Raw genomic sequence first — 17,785 nt, 5'->3', positions numbered from 1 at the left:
CCGGACGGCGCGATGTGGTCCAACGCAGACGGTGACTGCTGGCGGCAAGGAATCACCTTTGGCCAGTGGCTGGTCGCCGCGATGGACGGGAAGCTGCGCTTCGCCTGGCCGGACGGGGTGCCCCCGGAGAGCGAATGGCACCGACCGAACGCACCGGCTGGCCAACAGGAGAGCTACTGAACTTGAACTCGTGATGTCGGGTGGTCAGCTTGGCAGGTTGCTGCTGTGGGCGAACGGGTCGGTGAGGTGTGCTGCGGACGGGGTGGCGATGAGGAGAGTGCTGGCCGGTCCGGATGTCGCGGTGAGACTGGCGGGGTCGAGGCTGAGCGTCCGAGCGATGGCCGGGGCGGGGCACTCCCAGTCGGCGAGGAGGTCGAAGGCCTCGTCCGGATCCAGGTCTTCGGGGCGTTCTTTGACGCTGATCGCGTCGAGGCTGTCGCGTTCTGCTTGGACTGGCTGCCCAAGGGCGAGCTCGGGGTACTCACTGATCCAGCGCCTGGAGATCGAGCCTTTCTCGGCGATCAACCAGGCATCTCCGTCGCGCCGCTCGCCGTAGAAGAAGGCATGGGCCTGACCGTGGCGAGTGCTCAGCTCCAGGCAGAGGCGGGTGACATCGGCTGTGCGGTTCAGGTAGGGCAGGCCGCACCACGGACCGACCACCAGGACCCAGCCGTCGAGAGCGGGCGTGACCAAGACGCGCGAGAAGCGCTTGGCGGGATCGTGGGCGATGCGGTCGATCAGCTCCGCGCCGGCGGACCATGACGACTCGGTGACCCCGGTGAGGCCGATCTGGTCAACCAGCGCCGCCCGGTCCTGAGTGGGAACTGCCAGCCAGGACAGCCAGCAGCTGGTGATCGGCCGGGGCGACTCGGGTCTTGTCATGACCGGCAGCGTAGTCGGGGGCAGTGTCGCGCTCGGCGTCGTCATCCCCGGGCTGGTCCCGGGCGAGCCCGGTGCCCCGAAAGCATCCGTCGATCACGTCGGGACGGTACTGGGTCTTCTTGAACTCAGAGGTGGGAGCGGGTGGCCGCCGCGGGTGTCCGGGGGCCACCCGTGGGGTGGGGTCAGAAGCCGTTGAAGGTCAGGCTTTCGGTCCGCTGCCGGTCTTCGTCCTCGTCGGAGGCCATCGCGCTGCCGAATCCGAGGGCGGCGACGACAAGCGCTCCCGCGATGGCAGACAGCGAGGTGAGGACCGCGTGCCAGCCGGAGGGCGCGGTCACGTGCAGGCCGACCTTGTGGGCCACCCACACTGCTGCGAGGAGGCCGCGCGAGGGCACCCAGATGAAGTCGATCGCCGCTCCGACGATCCCCAGGAGGATGGCGATTCCGACGATCGCACCGGCGGCCACCCGCCCGGCGCCGGAGTAGTTGTCGAACGGCTCCTTGGCGTTCAGCCAGGAAATCACCCCGATGCCCAGGCCCACCACCGGCAGGAAGCCGAGGACGGTGAGGATGGTTCCGACGAACCCGTGGACCGCGCCGAGCAGCAGCAGGGCCAGGATCTTCTGCCCCGGCTGCGTGGGCAGGACGAAGTCGTGGGCCCACCAGGTGGCCGTCCACAGCCCTACGGCCGAAGCGCAGACGAACAGCAACCACAGGGTGATCCTGGCGAGTTCCCGGATCGCGCCGCGGTGGGCCTTCCGGTAGTGGTTGACCTCCTTCTCCCGCGCCTTGAGCCGCTGGGCGAGTTCGGTGGCCAGTTCGTTGGCGACCGGCCGGCCTTCGGAGCCGCCGCGGGCGATCATGTCGACCCGGTTCGGGTTGCGGGCCAGGCGGATGGGGCCGTCGACCGAGATGACACTGAGCGTCGGCGTCTGTCGGGCTTCCTGCTCGCGCACCCGGTTGTTGATGAACCCGTACAGGTCGTCGACCGTCACATGACCGTCCTGGTCCAGGTCGGCTTCGCCGGTCCGCAGACCGTGGACGATGGCGGCCGTGAACAGGGAGGGGGTGCCCGCCTGCCGGCTCCCCATCAAGTCCCGTTCGAAGGCGTACTGGAGCGCGGTGGAGGAGGTGATGACGACGCGTCCGCTGCCCTCGAACGTCTCGCTCACATTGACGTCCATCGCCTCGCCGCGTGCGCGCATGGCCCGGTTGAAGGCGCCGCTGTAGCAGCAGTCCAGGAGGAGGACGATGCTGCGGCTGGAGCTGCTCTCCATGCAGTCGGCAAGGAACTCGGCGCTGACCGACGTCGCCTCGACCAGGTCCGCGTCGCTGTCGCGGGCGATGAAGTGGAGACGGTTCCGGCTGTCCTTCTGCCCGTGGCAGGACAGGTGGAGGAGCAGGACGTCGTCGTGCTCCGCCTGTTGGAAGAACTTCTGGATCGAACGCTTCCACTCGGTGGCGGTCGCGTCCCGCAGCACGGTGACGGAGAACCCACCGATCTCGGAGTCCCGGAGCACCGCACTGAGCTCCCTCGCATCGGCGGTCGCGCCCGGGAGTTCGGCGAAGTTGCGGTCGTTGTGGGACTGGTTGGCGATGATGAGGGCGCGCTTACTCATCGTCCTGCTCCTGCGCAGCCGTTGCCACGAGATTGGTGAACGCTTCGATGGCAGCCGCCGTCTGTCGCGGCTTTCCGGCGGTGATCTCAAGTACGTTGACGCCGACCTTGATGTGGATCGTGCCGCTGTTGCGGCGTGCCAGCCAGTCCTGCGCCAGCAGGATGAGCGCTCGCAGCGCGGGCGTTCCGGCCAGGCTGAGCAGCAGGGAACTGTAGACGACCGTCTCCCCGGCCCTGGTGCCCGCCGGCGCCGACCCTCCCCGAGCGTGGGCAAGGCGCAGGACGCGCAACTGGCGGACCTCCTCCACCAGGAACTCCATTGCCCGGTCGGCGGCTTCAGGGCCTCTCGGGTCACTGAGGTCGAGCCTGACCTCATGTGGTGCTCTGTCCATCTCTCCTACCCCCAGAATGAGGTTGCCGCGATCGGAGCGGCCGACAAGCGCCTCGGAACTCCACTGCCCCGTCCCGACCCGCAGGCTGCCGCAGCCCGACCCGATCTCGACGGCCAAGTATGCCGACTCCTCGACGAGTTGACCGAAAAACGATCCACTCGCCGACTGACACATACCCCCAGAAGGGCACAGCTCGAACCCGAAGCCGCCCCTTCCGGCATGTCCCGTTCCGGAACCTGGCGAAGCACGCTGCCGCTCGCCCGGTTGAGGGGTGTGGGGGCGACACGCTCCAGCGGTCCCGCACTCAACGGCTGTGGCAATTCGGGGAAATCAATTTCTGCTCCCAGAGCGTCTCCGATCCCTGTTCGATCCGGACGCGATATCTGTCGAGGCGGGTGGACCCTCCTGGCACAGTGGCGATCACTGGGCGGCTGGAGCCCCCCGCCGGTGCGATGTGCTTGGGCCGACGGGGTGTCAGTACAGGTCGGCGATCCAGGTGTGGTCGTCGGGGTAACGCATCTGGGTCAGGGCGGTGCGCAGTCCTTCCTTCAGGCGAGGCCGCGGAACCAGGGACGGGGTCGAGGAGGGCGGCGAGGTGCTCGGCGGCGAGCCGGTTCTGCAGTGGTGCCTCGGTCAGGAAACCTGAACCTGGTGTCGTCGTGCTGCCGTGACACGATGCGCCTGCACGTCACTCCTTGATGTCCGAGAAGCCGTTGCCATACCGATCATGGAGTCTGTCGATCGAACGGGAGTCTCGATCGGGTGATCGCGGGCCCTGCCCGGCGTGTGAGCAGGCCTGGCGGTACACGGGGAAAATCCAGGAGGCGGACGGCCGCGCGCTGCTACCGTCGGGCGCCATGAGCTGGCTTCCTGATGACTTCGTCCACCCCGTCCTGGTACCGCTGCCGGGCGGTGGCCATCACCTGCGGCCGATCCGGGAGGCGGACACCCCGCTCGACTATCCGGCTGTGATGGGTTCACGCGAGCGGCTGTGGACCATCTTCGGCCCGGCCTGGGGCTGGCCCGCGGCCACCATGACCTACGAGGCCGACCGGGCCGACCTGTTGCGACACGAGAAGGAGATCGCCGCACACCAGTCCTTCAACTACGCGCTGTTCGACGCGGCGGAGAAAGCCCTGCTCGGCTGTGTCTACATCGACCCACCGGAGAGGGCCGGCGCGGACGGTGAGATCTCCTGGTGGGTGGTGGACGAGCTGGTGGGCAGCAAGGTCGAGCAGGCCCTCGACGCGCTGGTGCCGCAGTGGATCGCCACCGACTGGCCGTTCGAGCAGCCGCGCTTCCTCGGCCACGAGATCTCCTGGTCGGACTGGCTCGCCCTGCCGGAGCATCCCGACAGGTAAGTGGTTATTGCCCGTACCGATCTCGAAGGCTGTCGATCGAACGGGGGTCTCGACCGGGTGACTGCGACGGTTTCCGCTGTGACAGCAGGGCGTCAAGGTAGCTCTGGGGCGCAATCCCACTCCGAATGGTTCCCGGACGCCCTGTTGTCCTTGTTGTACGTGCCTGAGCATGTTGACCACGCCGGTGTCCGTCGGACACGACGAACGCGGAGTGTGCGGCCATCCGGCCGTTGCTGCCGGCGCCGGCCTGATTCCATGGGCGGGATGGGACGGGCTGCTGCCACCGGCCGCAGCTGGTGGACGCGATCCGCTGCCTGCCTGATTTCCGGCACGTCTCCGACGCGTCGTCCCCGCGCGAGCGGGAGTCAGCCGCAGCCGTCGGTTCTCCTGATGCCGAATCAGGGCGAGGTGTCCTCTCCACATCCGTGGAGGTCAGCCGGCCGTCCCAGCCCGCGGCACCGCCCAACCAGTGTCCGTCCTCCCCGAGCCCGCGGGGCCAGTGGGAGTCGGAGGCGGAGGCAGGCGAGGCTGGCCCACGGCGTGGCCGTGGACGGCTCGTTCGTCGTCGCGGGTGGCCAGGGCCCGGTTCCGCTGGAGCCGACTGAAGCAGCACCTCGACGACGTTGCGCCGCCGGTGGAGGCCCCTCACGGGTCCGTCGACGGGGGTCAGGAGCCCGGGCAGAACTCCGCCTTCAGTTCGGCGGTGAAGAGGTCGATCGGCCCGTTGCCGCCGTTCAGCCAGTCTCCGTTGACGTTGGTGGAGAGCAGGTGGCGGCCGTCGCGGCTGCCGTAGGTGTAGGTCCATGAGCCGTTGATGGCGCCGCCCATGCCCCAGACGGTGGTGCAGGGCAGGTCGACGGAGCTGACGCCCAGGCCGTAGGCGGTGTCCTTGATCCACTTGTCCGCCGGGGTCCGGACCATGGTGAACATCTCCTGCTGCTGGGCCGGCGGCAGCAGTCGTCCGGCCAGCAGGGCGGCGAAGAAGGTGTTGAGGTCGCGGGTGGTGGAGATCATGTCGCCGGACGCCCAGCCCCAGGACGGGCTCAGCTCGGTCACGTCGTAGTCCGGGGTGTTCGGGTCGGTGTACCCGAGGTGGGAGTACTCCTGCCCGTGCGGCCCGTGGAGGGCGACGTCGTCGGCGGCGGGCTCGTAGGTGCTGGTGAGGCCCAGCGGGGCGGTGATGCGCTGTCGGATCTGCTGGGCCAGGGTGCTGCCGGAGGCCCGTTCGACGATCATCCCGGCGAGGACGTAGTTGGTGTCTGAGTACGTCCAGCCGGTGCCGGGGGCGAAGTCGGGCCGGTGGGCGCGGGCGATGCCGACGAGCCGCTCGGGGGTGAAGTGGTCGAAGCGGTGCTGCAGGAAGGGCTCGTGCCAGAACTCCTTCCCGATCTCGTCGTCCGTGGCGAAGTTGGGGACGCCGCTGGTGTGGTTGAGCAGCTGCCGGACGGTGATCCGGTCGGGCTGGTAGCCGGGGGCGTCGAGGACGCCGGGCAGCCAGTGCTCCATGCTGTCGTCCAGGCTCAGCCGGCCCTCAGCGGCGAGCTGGAGCACGACCGTGGAGACGAAGGTCTTGGTGGTGCTGCCGATCCGGAACCGGTCCTGCTCCTGGCGGGGCCGTCCGGTGGCGATGTCGGCGACGCCCGCGTCGCTGAACCAACGGTGGCGCCCGTCCCTCACCTCGGCGACGGCTCCGGGGAGTCCACCGGTCGTCACACCCCGGTCGAGCACGGCCTGCACGCCCGGGTGACGGTCCCGCTGCCCGGTCTGCTCGGCGAACACCGGTGCGGCGGCGGTGACAGTGGCGACGAGCACGGCCCCGGCAAGCAGGACGGTGACGGTGGCGCGGGTGGTGGTCCTCATGGCGTGTTCCCCCTCGACGGTGCTTCCCGTTGACGGAGAGAACGCTCCCGTCAGTTGACGAAGCCGTCAACACAAACTCCACCGCCACGCTCACATCTCCGCACGTCAGATGGCATATTTCCGCGCAATGGGACTGCCCATGAATGCAACACCTCCGCATTCCCATTGCAACAACGCGAGCACCGGGCGGATACTCCCCTGACCATCGCGAGGACCCGCACAAGGAACCCGCACAAGGGACCCGCGCAAGGAACCCGAGAGGACGAGGGGGCGAGGACGGATGCCTGGAGGCCGATTGACTCTGCAGGACCGCCGCCGGATCGCCACCGGCCTGGCCGAGGGGCTCGGCTACGGCGAGATCGCCCGCGGCCTCGGTCGGCCGACCTCGACCGTCACCCGCGAGATCGGCCGCAACGGCGGCCCGTCCGGCTACCGGGCCGAGCGCGCCCAGCACGCGACCGCCCAACGCTCCCGTCGCAGCCGCACCGCGCCCGTCCCGCGCCGGACCGTCCCGGTCGCCATCAGCCGCGACCGGAACCCGGCAGCCGTCGGCGAATTCGCCGACCAGCTGGCCGAGTTGCTGGTGCACGTCGGCATGCCCCGGATGGCGGCCCGGGTGCTCGGCTGCCTCTACGTCACCGACGAGGGCAGCCTGACCTCCGGCGACCTGGTGCAGCGGCTGCAGGTCAGCCCGGCCGCCGTCTCCAAGGCGATCGGCTACCTGGAGGGGCAGGCGCTGGTCCATCGGGAGCGCGACGACCGGCAGCGCCGCGAGCGGTACGTCATCGGCGCCGACATCTGGTACCGCGCCCTGCTGGCCAGCGCCGAACGCAACGCGATGCTCGCCGGGATCACCAGCCACGGCGCCGAGTTGCTCGGACCCACCACCCCCGCGGGCGCCCGGATGGACGACGCCTCCGCGCTGCTGGAGCGGATCGGCCAGGACATCGTGCGGTCCGTCCGGCAGTGGTACGAGGAGCGCGACCCGGTCCCGTCCTGATCGCCCGACGACCCGCCCCCTCCCGGCTGCCGGCGTACGGTCCCGCGAAGTCCGTGCGCGCCGTCGTCGACTCAAGGGCAGCGGCCCGGTGCCGACGACGAATCGCCAACACCCATGACTCGTCCGTCAGTTCAGGTCGACGCACCACGAACGGAACAACAACCGACCCACTCCACGGACGCGAGCCTAGGACTCGTAGCGCTCGACCTCCTCGACGCTGCGCACGCTGGCCTGGTTCGGGTCCTCGCCGGCGTCGGTGCGGGCGCGGCGCTGGCGCAGCAGGTCCCAGCACTGGTCGAGCTGTTCCTCAAGGTCCTTGAGTTCGCGCTGTTCGGTGGACTGGTCGATGCGGCCCTCCACGAGGGCCGCGCGCAGCTTCCGTTCCGTCTCGACCATGTCGCTGATCCGGTCCAGGATGCGGCGGTCGGCGCCGCCCGTGCTCTGCTCGTCCATCGGGGCTCTCCTCGCGGTCGTCTGCGCCTCACTGTAGGTAGCGGGGGTGCGGGCCGCCAGCAGGGCGGATCGGGGCGGCGTTCCGGCGTGGCGTGGCGCGTTGCCCCGAACGGGGGAGCGCAATTGACAGGGCGTCAGGGGGTTGCCAGGATCGCTTATTGAAAACGACTTCCACTTCCAGTCGCTCCGAAAGGCGCTACCCCCATGTCCCTGGACGTCTCCCCCTCCCTGCTGGCGCTGGCCGAACGCGACGAGGTCGCCGACGCCGACTTCCTCGCCACCGTCCGCACCTCGCTGCCCTTCGCGTACCGGCTGGTCAACGACCTGACGGCGGAACTCGCCACCACGGACGCCGAGTTCGCGGACAACACGGTCGCCCCGACGGACGCCGAGCGGGCCCAGCTGCTGCGCGCGCTGGCCAGCGACTCGATCCGCGGGGCGCTGGAGCGGCACTTCTCGGTGAAGCTGGCCTTCCAGAACTGCCACCGGCTGGCGGTCTTCCACCCGAACGCCGAACAGACGGACGCCTACCGGAGGTTCACCTCGCCGCGGGCCCAACTGCTCAACCAGTCCCCGGAGTTGCGGGACTGCTGACCCCGCTCACCGCCGCAACGCCCGAACGCCCGTCGCCCCCGGCACAGCGCCCGGGGGCGACAGGCGTTCCGGCAGGCGTCCGCCCAACTCTGCCCGGCAGGCGTCCGCCCAACTCGCCTCAGCCGGTGCCGACTTCGGCGTCCCGCTGGGCCGCCGCGGGCTCCACCGGCGCGGCCACCGGCCGGCCGCGGCGGGAGGGCACCAGCAGCGCCGCGAACGCCGCGGCCAGGCAGAACGCCGCGAGCAGCGCGAAGCCGTCGGTGTAGCCGGACTCCAGCGGGCGGCCGGAGGGCTGCAGCCGGCCGGTGACCAGGCAGGTCATCAGCGCGGCGCCCATTGAGCCGCCGATGGTGCGGATGTTGGCGTTCATGCCGGTGGCGGCGCCGGTCTGGGCGGGCGAGACGCTCTGCACGATCAGGTTGCTCATCGAGGCGAACGCCAGGCCGACGCCGAGCCCGAACACGCCGGACGCGACGGCGACGTCCGCCTGCGTGCCGTGCCGGGCGGCGAGCAGCGCGCAGGCGACGGCGCCGAACAGCGCGCCGGTGACCAGCTGCGCCTTGGCGGGGAAGCGGCCGGCCAGGCGTCCGCCTAGGATGCCGGAGACGAACATCGCGCCGACCATCGGCAGCATCAGCAGCCCGGCGCCGGTGACGGTGGAGCCGAAGCCGTAGCCCGCGCTGGCGGGCGTCTGGACGAATCCGGGAAGGAACGCCCACACGGCGTACATGCCGCCGCCGAACAGCAGGGCCGCGGTGTTGGTGGTCCACACGGCGGGCAGTCGCATCACCCGCAGGTCGATGAGCGGGTTGCGGGAGCGGGCCTCGTTGAACGCCCAGAGCGCGAACAGTGCGACGGCGGCGGCCAGCAGGCCGAGCACCCGAGCCGATCCCCAGCCCCACTGGGCGGCCTGACTGACCGGCAGCAGCAGGGCGACCAGCCAGCCGGAGAGCAGCAGGGCGGAGATCCAGTCGACGCTGCCCTCGCTGCGGGTCGGCGACTCGGGGATGTAGCGCCAGGCGAGCAGCACGGTGCCGGCCACCACGATGACGGGCAACCAGAACAGCCAGCGGTAGTCCAGCGCGCCGACGATCGGGCCGGCCAGCACCATGCCGAGGCCGCTGCCGACGGCGATCACCGCGGACAGGTTGCTGATGCCGGTGGGGACCCGCCCGGGCGGGAACTCGTCGCGGATGATGCCGAAGGACAGCGGGAACAGCGCGCCCGCGATGCCCTGGAGCACCCGGGCGGCCAGCAGCACCGCGATGTTGGGGGCGAGCGCGGCGACCAGGCAGCCGGTCAGCAGGGCGACCAGCGCGGCCACCAGGGTGCGCTTCTTGCCGACCAGGTCGCCGACCCGGCCGAGGATCGGGGTGAACACCGAGGCGGACAGCAGGTAGGCGGTCATCACCCAGGTGACGGTGGACTGCGACGTGTGCATCGCCTCTTGGACGATCGGCAGGGCCGGCGTGATCAGCGACTGGAGCAGCGCGAACACGCCCGCTCCGGCGGCGAGCACGCCGAAGGTCAGGCGGTGGGACTGGCGGTTCATCGAACCCTCTCGGGACTCGGGTCGCGGCGCACGGAGACAACGCCGCCGCGGCGTGCAATGGCAGGCAGACGCCCGAACGGGCGGTGGTGCGGAGAAGGAGTGATCCGTGGGGCAGAACGGTCGATGCCGGTGTGGCCGTCACCGGCACGGCCAATGTCAGTACGGTCAAACGGAATTGACGACAACGAGACGGCTTCCGTCAATCGCGATTGACGGAAGTGGTGCAGGTCCGGTCAACCCCGGTTGACGACAGGGGTGCCGGCGCGGGTGACGCGGACGGCCCGCCGCCGATGGTGGGGCAGGCCGAAGTTCGAGCCCCGATGCTAAAGTCGAGGCATGCCTCCAGATTAGCGGAGGTGAGCCTCCGGTTCAATTCGGATGTGTCGAAACGAGGTCCCCGTGTCCGAACCGATCTCCGTCGGCGAGTTCCTCGCCGCCCAGCGCCCGCGCCGCGCCGACGCCGCGCGCAACTTCGACGCGCTGCTCACCGCCGCCCGCGAGGCCTTCGCCGAACACGGCGCCGAAGCCTCCCTGGAGGACATCGCCCGCCGGGCCGGCGTCGGCATCGGCACCCTCTACCGCAACTTCCCGACCCGCCGGCACCTCTTCGAGGCGGTCTACGCCAACGAGGTCGACGACCTCGGCCGGGTGGCGGCCGCGCTGGCCGACCGGCCCTCCTGGGACGCCCTGACCGCCTGGCTGAGCCGCTTCGTCGACTACGCGATGACCAAGCGCGCCATCCGCGAGGCCCTCCAGGGCGAGGAGACCGCCGTCTTCCTCGCCTGCCGCCGCTCCATGTACGACGCCGGCACTCCCCTGCTGGAACGCGCCCAGCAGGACGGCGCCGTCCGCGCCGACATGGACATGGACGACCTGCTCCGGATGGTCTCCGGCATCGCCTCCGTCGCCTTCCCGGACGAGGCGCAGCGCGCCAAGGTCCTTGCCATCGCCCTGGACGGCATCCGCCCCCGCCCCTGACGCCCGCCCCCGGAACCTCCTCCCCTCCCCCGCTCCTGACGTCTCCTCAGTTGTCGCCGAACGGGTCCGCGGGGTCGCGGCCCACCAGGCCCAGCAGCCGGTCCTGCGGATCGGCGTCGGCCGGCACCGGCACCGCGTCCGCGAACAGGCCCGAGGCCGACAACGCACCGGCCTGCGGGGCGAGTTCGGCCAGCGCGAAGCTCGCCGCCGCCGGGTCCATCCGGGCGTCCGCACCGATCCCCGTGGCCAGGTCCCAGCCGTGCACGACCGCGTCCACCGTCATCTCCCGGCAGTACCCGGCCGCCCGCCGCCGCCCGTACGAGAGATGGACGGTCCGCCGCAGCGCGCCCGGCTCGGCGAACGCGGCCCGGGCGGCGTCGGCGGCGGCCGTCCAGGCCGCCACCGGGTCGTCGCCGAGCACGTCGCCGTCGTAGCGGTCGCCGACCTCGGCGACCGTCGCACCGGCGAGCAGGTCCGGCACCCACAGCTGTTCGTAGGTCAGGTGCCCGACCAGTTGGCGGACCGTCCAGTCGGTGCACGGCGTGCGGGCCTGCCAACGGTCGTCGGGGACGGCGCGGACCAGCCGGCCGAAGTGGTCCAGGGCGCCGGCGTGCAGCGCGAGCAGGTCCTGGTCGTCGAGGTGTGTCGCCATGGGCCCACGCTTTCCCGCCCGCGCCGCCCGGGCAAGGCGACACCCCGCAGCGACACCCCGCAGCGACACCCCGCAGCGACGGCGGGCTACTCGACCGGCGCCTTCTCGCGCAGCAGCTGCACGAACGCCCGCATCCACCCCGGGTGGTCGGGCCAGGCACGGGCGGAGACCACCGCGCCGTCCACCACCGCGTCCCCGTCCACGAAGTCCGCCCCGCCGGCGGCCACGTCCGGCTCCAGCGCCGGGTACGCGGCCGTGCGGCGGCCGGCCATCGAACCGGTCCGCAGGGTGATCAGCGGGCCGTGGCAGATCTGCGCGAGCGGCTTGTCGTCGGCCACGAAGTGCGACACGATCCGCTGCACCTCGGGGTCGTTGCGCAGGTATTCGGGCGCCCGGCCGCCGGGCAGCACCAGCGCCACGTACTGCGCCGGGTCCACGTCCGCGAACGCCAGGTCGGCGGGCCAGGTGTAGCCGGCCTTCTCGGTGTAGGTGTCGAACCCGGGGACGAAGTCGTGCACCACGAACTGCAGGGTCTTCTTGGTCGGCGCGGCGATGTCCACCTCGTACCCCTCCTCCAGCAGCCGCTGGTAGGGGTAGAACACCTCCAGCGACTCGGCCGCGTCACCGGTGATGATCAGGATCCTTGCTGCCATTCGTGGCTCCCGTCCCGTTCCTCGCGCCTGGCGCGTCGCCCACCCCCCGACGGGGCCGACGCTGCCACCCTGCCCGCTGACACGCCGTCAAATCAATGGGGCGCGCGCAGCACGGCGCACGGCCGGGGCGTGCGCTCCGCCGCTCGATGCAGTGTCCGCCCGGCCGGGGGTACTCCGGGGGCGACCCGCCCGGGGCGCGCCTAGCGTGCTGACGGGGCCGGCCTCGGGTCGACGCTCGCGGTGCCGCCGGGCCCGGCCGCCACCACAAGTCCGCCGGCACGGGAGGTCGTCATGCAGCACTCGCACATCGTTGACTCCGCCACCGTCGCCAACCTGCGCGATCTCGGCGGCATCGACCTGCCCGGCGGCGCCCGGGTCCGGTCCGGACTGGCGTTGCGTTCCGGCCAGTTGGACCGGCTCGACCCGGCCGGCGACCCGATGTTCGACGCGCTCGGCGTGCGCACCGTCATCGACCTTCGCAGCGGCCCCGACCGGGCCGCCCACCCGGACCGGGTGCCCCGCGGGGCCCACCTGCTGGTCGCCGACGTGCTCGCCGACCGGGCCGGCCACGGCGTCACCGCCGCGCTGATCGCCGCACTCGACGACCCCGCCACCGCCAACCGCACCCTCGGCCGCGGCCGCGCGGCGCTCGCTCTCCGCGAGGACTACCGCGCCTTCGTCACCTCCACGGCCGCCCGGCAGGCCTACAAGCAGCTGCTCACCGCGCTCGCCCACCAGGGCGGCGGCCCGGTGCTGTTCCACTGCACCGCCGGCAAGGACCGCACCGGCTGGGGCGCCGGCCTGATCCTGCTGCTGCTCGGCGCGGACGAGGAGACCGTCCGCACCGAGTACCTGTCCGTGGACCCGGCGGTGCACATCCGGTACGCGCCCCTGCTGGAACGTTTCCTCTCCGGTGGCGGCGACCCGGAGATCGCCGACGCGATCCTCTCGGTCCGCGCCGAGTACCTGGCCGCCGCCCTCGACACTCTGGCCGACCACTGGGGCGATCCGGAGAGCTACGCCCGCGCCGCACTCGGCCTCAAGGACGAGACCCTGGACAGCCTCCGCAACCGCCTGGTGCAGGCGTCCTGACGGGTCGTCGGCGGGCGGCCGGAAAGCGCCTTCCCGTTGGTTCGGCGACTCGTGCGCACAGCGGCGGGAAAGCGTTTTCCGGCCGCCCCTGGCGCACGCACCCCCGGCGTCAGCCGGTCGCGCCGGCCGCTCCGACGCAGGCCTCGTTGCCCTCGGGGTCGGCCAGGATCCAGAGGACGGGGGCGTCCGCGTCCGTGACCAGGCGGCCGCCGGCGGCGAGGGCGGCGGCGACCCGTTGCGCGGCGATGTCGTGCGGGACCCACACGTCCACGTGCACGCGGTTGCGCTGGGGCCGGGGCTCGTCCATCTGCTGGAAGTAGAACGGCGCGCCGCGGCGCGCCGGGTCGAGCAGGTCCTCGGGGCTGCCGGCGCGGTCCCGGTAGCCGAGCAGGGCCCGCCAGAAGGCGACCACGGCGGGCCGTTCCAGCGCGTCCACGGTGACCTGCACGGTCTGCACGGCGTGCGGGTCGGCGGTGGCGCCGAACTCGCGGGCGGCGGCGGATATCCGCCGGGCCAGCTCGATGTGACGCTCCATCAGGCCGTAGAACTCCTCGCCCGGCTTGATCAGTCGGACGGTGACGCCGTCGGGCCGCAGGTCCACGTCCGGTGCGCCGAGGCCGTCCACAGCGGTGGCGATCGCGGCCACCAGCCGGGCCCCGTCGGCGAAGGAGCCGGTGCGGAAGAACGTGCACGCCCCTTCGCCCAGGACCCGCCAGTCCTCCGTGCCGGGCGCGGCGTGGAACGCCGCCGGCCGGATCCTGACGTCCGCCTCGACCTGTCCGACCTGCTCGCGCTGTCCGACCTGCTCGCGCTGTCCGACCTGTCCGACCTGCTCGCCCTGCTCGCCCTGCGACTGAAGCTCTGTCATCCGGGCAGCGTAGCGCCGCAGTCCGACAGAATGATCACCGGCACGGGTCAGCGGGCCCCGGTCCAGGCCAGCAGGTGGTCGACCGACCAGGCGTTGATGATCCGCTCGGCGTCCAGGCCCAGCGCGACGGCCCGTTCGCAGCCGGCGATCTGCCAGTCGAGCTGGCCGGGGGCGTGCGCGTCGGTGTCGACGGCGAACAGGCAGCCGAGGTCGACGGCGAGGGCGAGCAGGTCGTCCGGCGGATCCTGGCGGTCCGGGCGGCAGTTGATCTCGACGGCGGTGTCGTGCTCCCGGCAGGCGGTGAACACCGCCTCGGCGTCGAACTCGGACTGCGGGCGCGGCTTGTCGCCGAGCCGCCGCCCGGTGCAGTGGCCGAGCACGTCGACCAGCGGGTTGCGGACGGCGGCCAGCATCCGGCGGGTCATCGCGGCGCCGTCCATCCGCAGCTTGGAGTGCACCGAGGCGACCACCACGTCGAGCCGGCCCAGCAGTTCCTCGTCCTGGTCGAGCGAGCCGTCGTCGAGGATGTCGCACTCGATGCCGGACAGCAGCCGGAACGGGGTGAGCCGGCCGTTCAGGTCCTCGATCACGTCGAGCTGGTCGCGCAGCCGCTCGGCGCTCAGGCCGTTGGCGACCGTCAGGCGCGGCGAGTGGTCGGTGAGCGAGGCCCACGAGTGGCCGAGGTCGCGGGCGGTACGGGCCATCAGTTCGATCGGGGCCCCGCCGTCGGACCAGTCCGAGTGCAGGTGGCAGTCGCCGCGGAGTTGCTCGCGCAGCCGGAGCGCGGCGGTGGACGGTGCGGGCCCGGCGGCCGCCCGGGCCTCCGTCTCCAGCAAGTACTGCGGGGTGCGGCCCGCCGTGGCGTCGGCGATCACCCGGGCGGTGACGGGGCCGACGCCCGGCAGTCGTTCCGCGGCGGCGACGTCGACCGGCCCCGGGGGCAGTCCGGTGGCGGCTTCGGCGGCGGTGCGGAACGCCTTGACCCGGTAGGGGGAGGCGAGTTCACGCTCCAGCAGGAAGGCGATGCGTTCCAGGGCGGTGACCGGATCCATGCGGCCAGTCTGCGCGGGGCGGTACCGGGCCGCATGCGGGTTGCCGCCGGACGGCCGTGGGGCCGGACGGGCGCACGTGACGGGAGCGGTGGCGGGCGCTGCGGGGCCTCTGATCTGCCCCAAACCCTTGTTGACAGTCTGTCTCATTGGTTTACTCCTCCTGGAGCCCCTGCCCCCGCCACCCTCCGGAGCCCGCCCATGCCCGACACCGCCGCCCCCACCGGGACCATCGCCCAGCAGCGCAACGCCGACCGCGAGCTCAACGCGTCCCGCCTGCTGCGCGCCTCCGCCAAGCACTCCCACGACCCGCTCACCGAGGTCGACTGGACCGCCCCCGTCGACCCCGACCACTACGCGCTGCCCGCCCACCGCGTCACCCTGTACGGCACTCCGCTCTGGGAACGCCTCGACGAACGGCAGCGGGCGCAGCTGAGCGTCCATCAACTCGCCTCCACCACGGCGGCCGGCATCTGGTTCGAACTGGTCCTGATGGAGGGCCTGATCCGGCACGTCTACGCGAACGACCTCACCACCGGGCACGCCCAGTACGCGCTGACCGAGGTCGCGGACGAGTGCCGGCACTCCACCATGTTCGCCCGCTACATCACCGCCACCGGGTACCCGTCGGCCCGGCCCACCAAGCGCGCGGACCGGCTCGGGCGGCTGCACTTCCTGCTCAACGACACCACGATGACCTTCGCCGGGGCGATATTCGTCGAGGAGTTCACGGACGCGATGCAGCGGGAGATGATCCGCGACGAGAGCCTGCAGCCGCTGGCCCGCTCGGTCGCCCGGATCCACGTCATCGAGGAGGCCCGGCACATCGGCTACGCCAAGCCCGAACTCGAACGCCGCTGGGCCCGGATGACCCCCGTCCGCCGCGCCGTCTTCCGCCGCGCCCTCGCGCTCCTGGCCCGCCAGTCCGTCGCGGAGATCGTCAACCCCCGCGTCTACGCCCTCGCCGGCCTCGACCCCGCCGAGGCCGCCCGCGCCGCCGCCGCCAACCCCCACTGGCGCCAGGCCCGCATCGACTGGTCCCGCAAGGCCCTCGACTTCTTCACCGACCTCGGCATCATCACCCCCTCCACCACCCGCCACTGGCAACGCGCCTCGCTCCTCCCCTGACCCGGTCGCCCGCCCGTGCCCCTCCGCCGCCGACTGCCCGGAGGGGCGTGGCGGACTGGGCGCGGGGGTGGGTTCTGACGGAGGATTCGTTGCGTGAGTGATGCTGCGGGTGTGGCCGGCGGGATCCGGCTGGGGACGGCGCGTGGGCGGTGGGTCGTCGCGGCGACCGCGCTGGGGTCCGGGATGGCGATGCTGGACGGCACGGTGGTGAACGTCGCGTTGCCGCGGATCGGGGAGGACCTGGGGGCGAATCTCGCCTCGTTGCAGTGGACGATCAACGCCTACATGCTGACTCTCGCCGCGCTGATCCTGCTGGGCGGTTCGCTCGGTGACCGGTACGGCCGCCGCCGGGTGTTCCTGATCGGGGTGTGCTGGTTCGCGGTGGCGTCGGCGGGCTGCGCGGCGGCGCCGAACGTCGAGGTGCTGATTCTGGCGCGGGCGCTGCAGGGCATCGGTGGCGCGTTGTTGACGCCGGGGTCGCTGGCGATGCTGCAGGCGGTGTTCCACGAGGACGACCGGGCGGGCGCGGTGGGCGCCTGGTCGGGCCTGGGCGGTGTCGCGGCGGCGGTCGGTCCGTTCCTCGGGGGTTGGCTGGTGGACGGTCCGGGCTGGCGGTGGATCTTTCTGCTGAACCTGCCGTTGGCGGCGGTCGTGGTGGTGGTGACGGTCCGTCATGTCCCGGAGACCCGTGACCCCGACGAGCAGGGCCGCTTCGACGTGCTGGGCGCGCTGCTCGCGGCGCTGGCGCTGGCGGGGATCACGTACGCGTTGACGGAGGCGGGTTCCGGGCTGACGCCGGGCGCGATCGTCGCGGGGCTGGCGGGCGTGGCGCTGACGGCCGCGTTCATCCTGGTCGAGCACCGGTCGCCGAATCCGATGCTGCCGCTGTCGCTGTTCCGGTCGCGGCTGTTCACCTCGGTCAACCTGGTGACGCTGTGCGTGTACGCGGCGTTCAGCGGGGTGTTCCTGCTGCTGACGGTGCAGTTGCAGATCGTCGCCGGGTTCACGCCGCTGCTGTCGGGGGTGGCGCTGGTGCCGATCACGGTGCTGATGCTGCTGTTCTCGGGGCGGGCCGGCCAGTTCGGCCGCACGGTCGGGCCCCGGCTGCCGTTGACGGTCGGGCCGTTGCTGGTGGCGGCGGGGGTGCTGCTGATGCTGCGGATCGGCCCGGACGCGAACTACTGGCTGGACGTGCTGCCCGCGGTGACCGTCCAGGGCGCGGGCATGACGCTGCTGGTGGCGCCGTTGACCGCGACCGTCCTCGCCGCGGTCGACGTCCGCCGGGCCGGCATCGCGTCCGGTGTGAACAATGCCGCCGCCCGCGCCGCGGGGCTGTTCGCGGTGGCGGCGATCCCGCCGCTGGCGGGCTTGAGCGGTGACGCGTACCGGATCCCGTCCGAGGTGGACAGCGCTTTCCGTACGTCCATGCTGATCTGCGCCGCGCTGCTCGTCGCCGGCGCCGCGATCGCGTTCGCGACCATTCGCGCGGACTCGCTCGCGCCGCCCCACCCCGTCGCCGAACCGGACTGCGACTGGTACTGCGCGCCGACCTCCCCGCCGATCCATCCGAACCACGAGGAGGCCTGACGGCGCATCGCCCGGAGCCGTTACTGCAGGACGACGGTCACGGTGGGAACCGGCATCGTGTGGGGC

Annotated in this window: 18 protein-coding genes; 8 read left to right on the top strand and 10 right to left on the bottom strand. The window is 71.8% G+C overall.

The genetic code is table 11. From position 1 onward, the window contains the following. Positions 1-180 (top strand): hypothetical protein (locus IEZ12_RS39415; protein ID WP_229848360.1); only part of this gene is annotated, 180 nt, incomplete at its 5' end. A 24-nt stretch (positions 181-204) separates the two neighbouring features. Here the strand turns inward: IEZ12_RS39415 and IEZ12_RS31165 are convergent. From IEZ12_RS31165 to IEZ12_RS31155, 3 genes are all read right to left on the bottom strand, one after another. Further along, on the bottom strand, positions 205-882 hold the full coding sequence (locus tag IEZ12_RS31165; protein WP_189276821.1) for a hypothetical protein: 678 nt from the start codon (positions 880-882) through the stop codon (positions 205-207). Positions 883-1,064: 182 nt separating this feature from the next. Then, the gene (locus IEZ12_RS31160) at positions 1,065-2,501 is read right to left on the bottom strand and encodes a caspase family protein (protein WP_189276819.1); all 1,437 of its coding nucleotides are present in this window, start codon (positions 2,499-2,501) and stop codon (positions 1,065-1,067) included. Further along, positions 2,494-3,009, bottom strand: coding sequence for a hypothetical protein (locus IEZ12_RS31155; RefSeq protein ID WP_189276817.1), 516 nt, complete (start codon positions 3,007-3,009; stop codon positions 2,494-2,496). Before IEZ12_RS31155 ends, IEZ12_RS31160 begins: the two co-directional genes overlap by 8 nt. A gap of 740 nt (positions 3,010-3,749) precedes the next feature. On the opposite strand from IEZ12_RS31155, the gene IEZ12_RS31150 reads away from it, so the two are divergent. After that, the gene (locus IEZ12_RS31150) at positions 3,750-4,253 is read left to right on the top strand and encodes a GNAT family N-acetyltransferase (RefSeq protein ID WP_189276815.1); all 504 of its coding nucleotides are present in this window, start codon (positions 3,750-3,752) and stop codon (positions 4,251-4,253) included. A 666-nt stretch (positions 4,254-4,919) separates the two neighbouring features. On the opposite strand, the gene IEZ12_RS31145 is transcribed toward IEZ12_RS31150, so the two are convergent. Then, a complete protein-coding gene (locus IEZ12_RS31145; protein WP_189276813.1) occupies positions 4,920-6,113 on the bottom strand; it encodes a serine hydrolase domain-containing protein in 1,194 nt (397 codons plus the stop codon). A 295-nt stretch (positions 6,114-6,408) separates the two neighbouring features. Between IEZ12_RS31145 and IEZ12_RS31140 the strand changes: the two genes are divergently transcribed. Further along, positions 6,409-7,113, top strand: coding sequence for a GbsR/MarR family transcriptional regulator (locus IEZ12_RS31140; protein ID WP_229848359.1), 705 nt, complete (start codon positions 6,409-6,411; stop codon positions 7,111-7,113). A gap of 186 nt (positions 7,114-7,299) precedes the next feature. Here IEZ12_RS31140 and IEZ12_RS31135 read toward each other — a convergent pair whose 3' ends face one another. After that, positions 7,300-7,566: a DUF2630 family protein gene (locus IEZ12_RS31135; protein WP_043911688.1), complete on the bottom strand. Its 267-nt coding sequence runs from the start codon at positions 7,564-7,566 to the stop codon at positions 7,300-7,302. A 204-nt stretch (positions 7,567-7,770) separates the two neighbouring features. On the opposite strand from IEZ12_RS31135, the gene IEZ12_RS31130 reads away from it, so the two are divergent. Next, a complete protein-coding gene (locus IEZ12_RS31130; RefSeq protein ID WP_189276809.1) occupies positions 7,771-8,160 on the top strand; it encodes an SCO5389 family protein in 390 nt (129 codons plus the stop codon). A 118-nt stretch (positions 8,161-8,278) separates the two neighbouring features. On the opposite strand, the gene IEZ12_RS31125 is transcribed toward IEZ12_RS31130, so the two are convergent. Beyond that, positions 8,279-9,712, bottom strand: coding sequence for an MFS transporter (locus IEZ12_RS31125; protein WP_189276807.1), 1,434 nt, complete (start codon positions 9,710-9,712; stop codon positions 8,279-8,281). A gap of 399 nt (positions 9,713-10,111) precedes the next feature. Between IEZ12_RS31125 and IEZ12_RS31120 the strand changes: the two genes are divergently transcribed. Further along, complete coding sequence (locus tag IEZ12_RS31120; protein ID WP_373295549.1) at positions 10,112-10,690, top strand: TetR/AcrR family transcriptional regulator; 579 nt, start codon at positions 10,112-10,114, stop codon at positions 10,688-10,690. A 46-nt stretch (positions 10,691-10,736) separates the two neighbouring features. Here IEZ12_RS31120 and IEZ12_RS31115 read toward each other — a convergent pair whose 3' ends face one another. Together IEZ12_RS31115 and IEZ12_RS31110 are read right to left on the bottom strand one after the other, a co-directional pair. Then, the gene (locus IEZ12_RS31115; RefSeq protein ID WP_189276803.1) at positions 10,737-11,342 is read right to left on the bottom strand and encodes a TIGR03086 family metal-binding protein; all 606 of its coding nucleotides are present in this window, start codon (positions 11,340-11,342) and stop codon (positions 10,737-10,739) included. Between the two features lie 86 nt (positions 11,343-11,428). Next, positions 11,429-11,995, bottom strand: a complete 567-nt coding sequence (locus IEZ12_RS31110; protein WP_100584554.1) for a DJ-1/PfpI family protein — start codon at positions 11,993-11,995, stop codon at positions 11,429-11,431. A gap of 291 nt (positions 11,996-12,286) precedes the next feature. Here IEZ12_RS31110 and IEZ12_RS31105 point away from each other — a divergent pair, with 291 nt between their 5' ends. Then, on the top strand, positions 12,287-13,087 hold the full coding sequence (locus IEZ12_RS31105; RefSeq protein WP_189276801.1) for a tyrosine-protein phosphatase: 801 nt from the start codon (positions 12,287-12,289) through the stop codon (positions 13,085-13,087). 109 nt (positions 13,088-13,196) lie between these two features. On the opposite strand, the gene IEZ12_RS31100 is transcribed toward IEZ12_RS31105, so the two are convergent. Together IEZ12_RS31100 and IEZ12_RS31095 are read right to left on the bottom strand one after the other, a co-directional pair. Further along, positions 13,197-13,955 (bottom strand): 4a-hydroxytetrahydrobiopterin dehydratase, encoded by a 759-nt coding sequence (locus tag IEZ12_RS31100; RefSeq protein ID WP_189276799.1) that lies wholly within the window; start codon positions 13,953-13,955, stop codon positions 13,197-13,199. 47 nt (positions 13,956-14,002) lie between these two features. After that, positions 14,003-15,007, bottom strand: coding sequence for a PHP domain-containing protein (locus tag IEZ12_RS31095; protein WP_189276797.1), 1,005 nt, complete (start codon positions 15,005-15,007; stop codon positions 14,003-14,005). Positions 15,008-15,205: 198 nt separating this feature from the next. Between IEZ12_RS31095 and IEZ12_RS31090 the strand changes: the two genes are divergently transcribed. Both IEZ12_RS31090 and IEZ12_RS31085 read left to right on the top strand, forming a co-directional pair. Then, the gene (locus IEZ12_RS31090) at positions 15,206-16,132 is read left to right on the top strand and encodes an AurF N-oxygenase family protein (protein ID WP_189276795.1); all 927 of its coding nucleotides are present in this window, start codon (positions 15,206-15,208) and stop codon (positions 16,130-16,132) included. Between the two features lie 93 nt (positions 16,133-16,225). Then, positions 16,226-17,719: an MFS transporter gene (locus IEZ12_RS31085; protein ID WP_189276793.1), complete on the top strand. Its 1,494-nt coding sequence runs from the start codon at positions 16,226-16,228 to the stop codon at positions 17,717-17,719. Positions 17,720-17,785 lie beyond the last annotated feature (66 nt).

Origin of the sequence: Kitasatospora griseola (assembly GCF_014648555.1) — a bacterium.
Lineage (GTDB): Bacteria > Actinomycetota > Actinomycetes > Streptomycetales > Streptomycetaceae > Kitasatospora > Kitasatospora griseola.
Note: the sequence above shows the minus strand (reverse complement) of the source record. Positions and strands in the feature narration are given on the sequence as shown.

Excerpts from the sequence above, each read along its gene's own strand:
- IEZ12_RS31165 (WP_189276821.1), bottom strand. The coding sequence starts at position 882 with ATGACAAGACCCGAGTCGCCCCGGCCGATCACCAGCTGCTGGCTGTCC.
- IEZ12_RS31160 (WP_189276819.1), bottom strand. The coding sequence starts at position 2,501 with ATGAGTAAGCGCGCCCTCATCATCGCCAACCAGTCCCACAACGACCGC.
- IEZ12_RS31150 (WP_189276815.1), top strand. The coding sequence starts at position 3,750 with ATGAGCTGGCTTCCTGATGACTTCGTCCACCCCGTCCTGGTACCGCTG.
- IEZ12_RS31145 (WP_189276813.1), bottom strand. The coding sequence starts at position 6,113 with ATGAGGACCACCACCCGCGCCACCGTCACCGTCCTGCTTGCCGGGGCC.
- IEZ12_RS31135 (WP_043911688.1), bottom strand. The coding sequence starts at position 7,566 with ATGGACGAGCAGAGCACGGGCGGCGCCGACCGCCGCATCCTGGACCGG.
- IEZ12_RS31130 (WP_189276809.1), top strand. The coding sequence starts at position 7,771 with ATGTCCCTGGACGTCTCCCCCTCCCTGCTGGCGCTGGCCGAACGCGAC.
- IEZ12_RS31125 (WP_189276807.1), bottom strand. The coding sequence starts at position 9,712 with ATGAACCGCCAGTCCCACCGCCTGACCTTCGGCGTGCTCGCCGCCGGA.
- IEZ12_RS31115 (WP_189276803.1), bottom strand. The coding sequence starts at position 11,342 with ATGGCGACACACCTCGACGACCAGGACCTGCTCGCGCTGCACGCCGGC.
- IEZ12_RS31110 (WP_100584554.1), bottom strand. The coding sequence starts at position 11,995 with ATGGCAGCAAGGATCCTGATCATCACCGGTGACGCGGCCGAGTCGCTG.
- IEZ12_RS31105 (WP_189276801.1), top strand. The coding sequence starts at position 12,287 with ATGCAGCACTCGCACATCGTTGACTCCGCCACCGTCGCCAACCTGCGC.
- IEZ12_RS31100 (WP_189276799.1), bottom strand. The coding sequence starts at position 13,955 with ATGACAGAGCTTCAGTCGCAGGGCGAGCAGGGCGAGCAGGTCGGACAG.
- IEZ12_RS31095 (WP_189276797.1), bottom strand. The coding sequence starts at position 15,007 with ATGGATCCGGTCACCGCCCTGGAACGCATCGCCTTCCTGCTGGAGCGT.
- IEZ12_RS31090 (WP_189276795.1), top strand. The coding sequence starts at position 15,206 with ATGCCCGACACCGCCGCCCCCACCGGGACCATCGCCCAGCAGCGCAAC.